At 34.3% G+C, this 4065-nt stretch carries 7 protein-coding genes; 1 reads left to right on the top strand and 6 read right to left on the bottom strand.

Features of this window, described 5'->3' with window-relative positions:
- On the top strand, positions 1-573 hold a 573-nt coding region (locus tag ACEN2N_RS18850; protein ID WP_441825778.1), incomplete at its 5' end, for a hypothetical protein.
- Positions 574-685: 112 nt separating this feature from the next.
- On the opposite strand, the gene ACEN2N_RS18845 is transcribed toward ACEN2N_RS18850, so the two are convergent.
- The 6 genes from ACEN2N_RS18845 to ACEN2N_RS18820 all read right to left on the bottom strand — a co-directional run bounded on the left by ACEN2N_RS18845 (position 686) and on the right by ACEN2N_RS18820 (position 3823).
- Positions 686-1198: a hypothetical protein gene (locus ACEN2N_RS18845; protein ID WP_441825777.1), complete on the bottom strand. Its 513-nt coding sequence runs from the start codon at positions 1196-1198 to the stop codon at positions 686-688.
- Between the two features lie 228 nt (positions 1199-1426).
- Positions 1427-1837 carry a hypothetical protein gene (locus tag ACEN2N_RS18840; protein WP_441825776.1) on the bottom strand — a complete coding sequence of 137 codons (411 nt, stop codon included), beginning with the start codon at positions 1835-1837 and terminating at the stop codon, positions 1427-1429.
- A gap of 50 nt (positions 1838-1887) precedes the next feature.
- Positions 1888-2169 carry a hypothetical protein gene (locus tag ACEN2N_RS18835; protein ID WP_441825775.1) on the bottom strand — a complete coding sequence of 94 codons (282 nt, stop codon included), beginning with the start codon at positions 2167-2169 and terminating at the stop codon, positions 1888-1890.
- 6 nt (positions 2170-2175) lie between these two features.
- Positions 2176-2520 carry a hypothetical protein gene (locus ACEN2N_RS18830; RefSeq protein WP_441825774.1) on the bottom strand — a complete coding sequence of 115 codons (345 nt, stop codon included), beginning with the start codon at positions 2518-2520 and terminating at the stop codon, positions 2176-2178.
- A gap of 74 nt (positions 2521-2594) precedes the next feature.
- On the bottom strand, positions 2595-3452 hold the full coding sequence (locus ACEN2N_RS18825; protein WP_441825779.1) for an IS3 family transposase: 858 nt from the start codon (positions 3450-3452) through the stop codon (positions 2595-2597).
- Positions 3452-3823: a transposase gene (locus ACEN2N_RS18820; RefSeq protein ID WP_437373838.1), complete on the bottom strand. Its 372-nt coding sequence runs from the start codon at positions 3821-3823 to the stop codon at positions 3452-3454. The genes ACEN2N_RS18825 and ACEN2N_RS18820 overlap by 1 nt, the downstream gene beginning before the upstream one ends.
- Positions 3824-4065 lie beyond the last annotated feature (242 nt).

The following is a 4065-nucleotide window of genomic DNA, read 5'->3' as shown; positions in this document are numbered from 1 at the left end:
AGGGTAGGTGCTATGTGGTTATCTAGGGTAGGCAATCGGGTAGGCTTTAATGATAACAGGGTAGGTGCTATGTGGTTATCTAGGGTAGGCAGTCGGTTAGGCATTAATGCTAACAAGGTAGTTGCTATGTGGTTATCTAGGGTAGGCAATCGGGTAGGCTTTAATGATAACAGGGTAGGTGCTATGTGGTTATCTAGGGTAGGCAGTCGGTTAGGCATTAATGCTAACAAGGTAGTTGCTATGTGTTTATCTAGGGTAGGCATTATTTATAATCGGGTAGGTGCTATGTGGTTATCTAGGGTAGGCAGTCGGTTAGGCATTAATGCTAACAGGGTAGGTGCTGAGTGGTTATCTAGGGTAGGCGATATAGGTAATAGGGTAGGTGTAATGTGGTTAACTAGGGTAGGCAGTCGAGTATGCGATATTGGTAATAGGGTAGGAAATCAGTTAGGTGTAATTTGTAATTGGGAAGTTGCTATGTGGTTAACTAGGTTAGGCGGTCGGTTAGGCATTATTCGTAATAGGGTAGCATATCGGACAGTCTTAACTAAATATTTGGTATGCATCGGGTAGGCTAATATAAAAAATAAACCATCCTTTTTTTGAACTGTGCTGTCATATACTATTCGCCACTTTTCAACAAATGGAAAAATTACAAATCACAAACCTACCTATAAAATTTACTTTACTTGATAATTGATTCAAGAATTAGTCTTCCCATTTTCTCCAATTCTTTATCTGATGAGGAACAAAAACCTATATCAGTTTCTAAGTAAATACCAAGATTATTCTTCCTTAAGCTTAATCTCTTTAGATTCGGATTACTTAAATGACCTTCATTTATTACCGCATAATCGCCCAGTTTCTCTATGTTTTTGGATTTCTTGAATTCCATTTTATTGGTAAGCAAAAACGCCTCTTTTTCAGCAGCGTTTCTCATCTTAATTTCATCCGGACTGTTCCCAGAATAATCCTTAAATATAATAGAAAGTTCAATTTTACCGTCCGCTAGTGTAATTTGGCATCTATTTTCAGAAAAAGACATATCTCCAGTTCTATACGACGGATTTTTTTCTTGAGTAAAACAAAAGGATGAGAAATCTATACCACTCAACAAAGCGTCACAATCCTTGGTTAGACCATACAATTCTAAGTCTTTTGAATCTTCATTTTCCGCTTTTAAAAATCCTGATTCCATGTCACCTTTAACCGATTTTTTGTCTTCATTGTTTTTACAAGACGCAAAAACTACAAGAAAAATACATAAAACGGATATTGATTTTGATAATTTCTTAATCATTATAGCTTAAAATTAAAATTTTATATTTTTTTGATAAAAGTAAGCTGTTATAAGCTAATAAAATAACTGGGAATCCTTTATTTATACTCAACGAATTACGAGATGGTGTCTTAACTCATCGTTTATTTAGACTTTATCATTTAGTGCAAGTAAATTTGAAACTATATCTAAGACCGTATTGGCTTTCTCAGCTAACCCAAAGAAATCAACCATTTTAGGAGCCAATTTGGTATTAAGTTTTTCTCGTTCTTCTTCTGAAAGACTTTCGAAATTTCTTATCCAATTTTCAAAATAATTTCTTCCCATAAGACTTAATCCCATAAACATATCTTCCACATATCCTGATGTTATCAAATATTCCTCTGAAGCCGAGTAAATATCTTTAGAAAAACTAGTTCCAAAAAGAGCCTTTACTTCTTGTCTAAGATTACCGATGGGCGGCATTTTAATCTTGCCATTATGGGAGATATAAATCTTAAATAAGATAATATGTACATATAGGCTTCTTTCTTCTAATAACTTTAAAATTGAATTCATATAATCTTTTATTTGAACTTTATCATACTAGTAATAATATTTTGAATCTTCTAATTTTCTCTCCTTCTTCTTGCGTTGGCTTTCAACCGAATTACAAGTTCTTTTTCTTTCATTTTTCTATCGTCCTTCCATTGAAACAAAAGTTCCTTATCCTCTTCTGGTATACTTTTTAGTTCAAGACTTCTAATTCCATGTCCTTCACCTTCAACATACGAACTGTTTCTTACAAACATCTCAACTTCATCAATCAGAGAAGGTATTTTTTTTAATTCTTGCGACTTTATATTCATATAGTTATCAACCATATAGTAAGAATGAATATATGAACTCAATTTGTTTTAAAGACTTTTAGACTCTTTAAAGTCATAAAAATTACTCTTCATTTCAAGAGCTTCGAAAACACTAATTATAAAAATCTGATAACGTTCTTTTAATGCGCCAACTTTTCTGCCCTGTTTTTCAATACCATTTTTTGGTTTGCAATCATCGAGTATTTTCATTCTTTCTTCTGGTGATACAGATGCTAAAACTATATTTAAATCAAAACTCTCCAAAGCTAATCTTGCCTCAAAACAAGCGTAAAAAAGCAAGGAAGGTATCCGACTTCTCAAGCCTTGTTTCACTAAATTTTGGGCCTGAATAATTAGCCAATCTGTTCGATGTAATCTTAATTCCTCGTTCATACTAATTAAACTAAAAGGTTACATCCTTTATTTGATGTCACGTCCTAAAATACGGCTACAGATTAATATTAGTTTTAAGCGGCATATTGATGCACGTAATTAGGTGTTTTATAATTTAAAGATAAATGCAATCTTTTAGAGTTGTATAGTTTGATTGCATTTTTGGCTGCTTTTTTAGCATGTACCACGCTGGTAAAGGTTTGGTCAAGATAAAATTCATCTTTTAGAATACCGTTTACCCTTTCGGCTAGGGCGTTTTCATAGCAATGGTTTTCTTCAGTCATACTGATTTTAACTTTCTTTCTTTTTAATATTTGGGTATAGACATTACTGCAATATTGAATACCTCTGTCCGAGTGATGAATAAGGTGGTCAATGTTCTTGGCATTGTAAATAGCCTTATTTAAAGCTCTGACACAACCTTTTAGTTCTAGGCTATCACTTAGGTCAAATCCAACGATTTTACGGGAGTACATGTCCGTAATCAATGCTAGGTAACAGAATCCTTTAATGGTTCTGATATAGGTTATATCGGAAGCCCAGACTTGATTAGGTCTATTGATTTTTAAGTCTTTTATAATATTGCCATACTTGTAAAACCGGTGATATGAATTGGTGGTTCTAGAGGAGTACTTCTTTCTTCTGATGAGCAATCGATTTTCTCTTAAGATACGGAACAGCTGGTCTCTACCTACTTTAAGGTCGTACTTATGAAACTCATCTTTTAATGATCTCATGAGTTTTCTGGTACCTTCTCGAGGTAGTGTTCTTCTACTTTCCTGAACAAGTTCGATTATATCCTGTTCTATCTGTTTTTTGATAACAAAACGTTTTTGGAATTTGTAATAGGCATCTCTTTTCAGATCAAAGGCATTACAGATAGTACCAATTGAATACAGCCTTTCATTACGGTTTATCGGTGCTACTTTCATCAAGGCTTTATGTTTAAGTTTTTTTTTAATTCTTCAACATCTCTATAGCCCAGGTTTTCGGCGGCTACCTCAAGATAGCTGTCGGTCACCAGTTTGTCCAGGTCCTTTTTGATAAGAAGGTCCTTAAGTTGTTTCAGCTCTTTTTGAAGGGCTTTGATACGGGAAAGTTCGTCGTCTGTTTGCACGGTTACACGGGTATTCATTAAATCTTTACGATCATACTTTTTGATCCATACGTTTATAGTACTGGATTGTATACCGTAAGTTAATGCAATTTGTCTTTTGGAATGGTTTCCCTTGGTAAGTTCTGCCAAGATTTTGAGCTTGAAGCTCTCACTATAGCGTTTTACATATCCATCATTTTTATACATATACTTGAAGTGTTTTGTATACATATTTCAGGACGGGTCATAATTACCTACAACGGTCTCGTATAACCGTCAGATACGGGTTAAATTAGCGTTTATTTTCGATTTAGAACTGACTTTAGCAATTCCGAGTGGATTCGGAAGTAGTCGAATCCGCCGTAATTGCGGTTATACATTGTGTGTGCCCAGTATGGGCATCTTTACCTTATAGCAATATAAGGATTTATTTAGAGGGTGTAAGTCCC

Source organism: Maribacter spongiicola (genome assembly GCF_052119685.1).
GTDB lineage: Bacteria > Bacteroidota > Bacteroidia > Flavobacteriales > Flavobacteriaceae > Maribacter > Maribacter spongiicola_A.
The sequence above is the reverse complement of the archived record's forward strand: the minus strand, read 5'-3'. Positions and strand labels throughout refer to the sequence as shown.